General features: G+C 52.3%; 2 tRNA genes and 2 rRNA genes. All 4 read right to left on the bottom strand.

From position 1 onward, the window contains the following. A 23S ribosomal RNA gene (locus ACZYR9_RS27505) occupies positions 1–464 on the bottom strand; the annotation flags it as partial. 122 nt (positions 465–586) lie between these two features. Further along, positions 587–662 (bottom strand) — tRNA-Ala (locus tag ACZYR9_RS27500). Positions 663–686: 24 nt separating this feature from the next. Continuing rightward, positions 687–763: transfer RNA gene (locus tag ACZYR9_RS27495), tRNA-Ile, on the bottom strand. 35 nt (positions 764–798) lie between these two features. Beyond that, positions 799–915 (bottom strand): 5S ribosomal RNA (gene rrf, locus ACZYR9_RS27490). Positions 916–925: the final 10 nt, after the last annotated feature.

The raw sequence follows: 925 nt of genomic DNA, 5'->3' as shown, positions 1-925 counted from the left end.
CTTGGCAGATGGTCCTGCCGGATTCCCACGAGGTTTCACGTGTCTCGCGGTACTCGGGATCCGTCTAGGGCTTTCGCAGCCTTTCAGCTACAGGGCTGTTACCTTCTTTGGCCGGCCTTTCCAGACCGCTTCGCCTACGCTGCTCAACCCACCTTGACGTCCCACAACCCCAGGGAGCAAGCCCCCTGGTTTGGGCTAATCCGCTTTCGCTCGCCGCTACTGACGGAATCACTTTTGTTTTCTTTTCCTGAGGGTACTTAGATGTTTCAGTTCCCCTCGTCTGCCTCTACACTACCTATGTATTCAGTAGTGAGTACGTATCAATTACGATACGCGGGTTCCCCCATTCGGACATCCCCGGATCAAAGCCTGCTTACGGCTCCCCGAGGCATTTCGTCGTTCGCCACGTCCTTCATCGGCTCCTGGTGCCTAGGCATCCTCCGTGTGCTCTTATTAGCTTAACCAATGCTTCGTTATATATTTAAAAAAACATATAACTCCACGTAATCAAGATCAAAAGATCTAAGGATGATTCAGCATTTATTGCTTTGTTTCGATATCCAGTTTTCAAGGAACAAACTTTTGATGGTGGAGCCAAGCGGGATCGAACCGCTGACCTCCTGCTTGCAAGGCAGGCGCTCTCCCAGCTGAGCTATGGCCCCATACAGGCAACTTATAAAGTTGGATGGTGGGCCCTAGTGGACTCGAACCACCGACCTCACCCTTATCAGGGGTGCGCTCTAACCAGCTGAGCTAAGGGCCCTCATATCAAATTGAAAATCCGCTCAAAGCGGATTCGCTTGGCGACGTTCTACTCTCCCAGGACCCTGCGGTCCAAGTACCATCGACGCTGGAAGGCTTAACGGTCGTGTTCGGTATGGGTACGCGTGGTTCCCTTCCGCCATCATCACCAAACGAATCGAAA

The organism is Paenibacillus sp. F024 (genome assembly GCF_057814255.1).
This window is presented reverse-complemented; position numbering and strand designations above follow the sequence as displayed.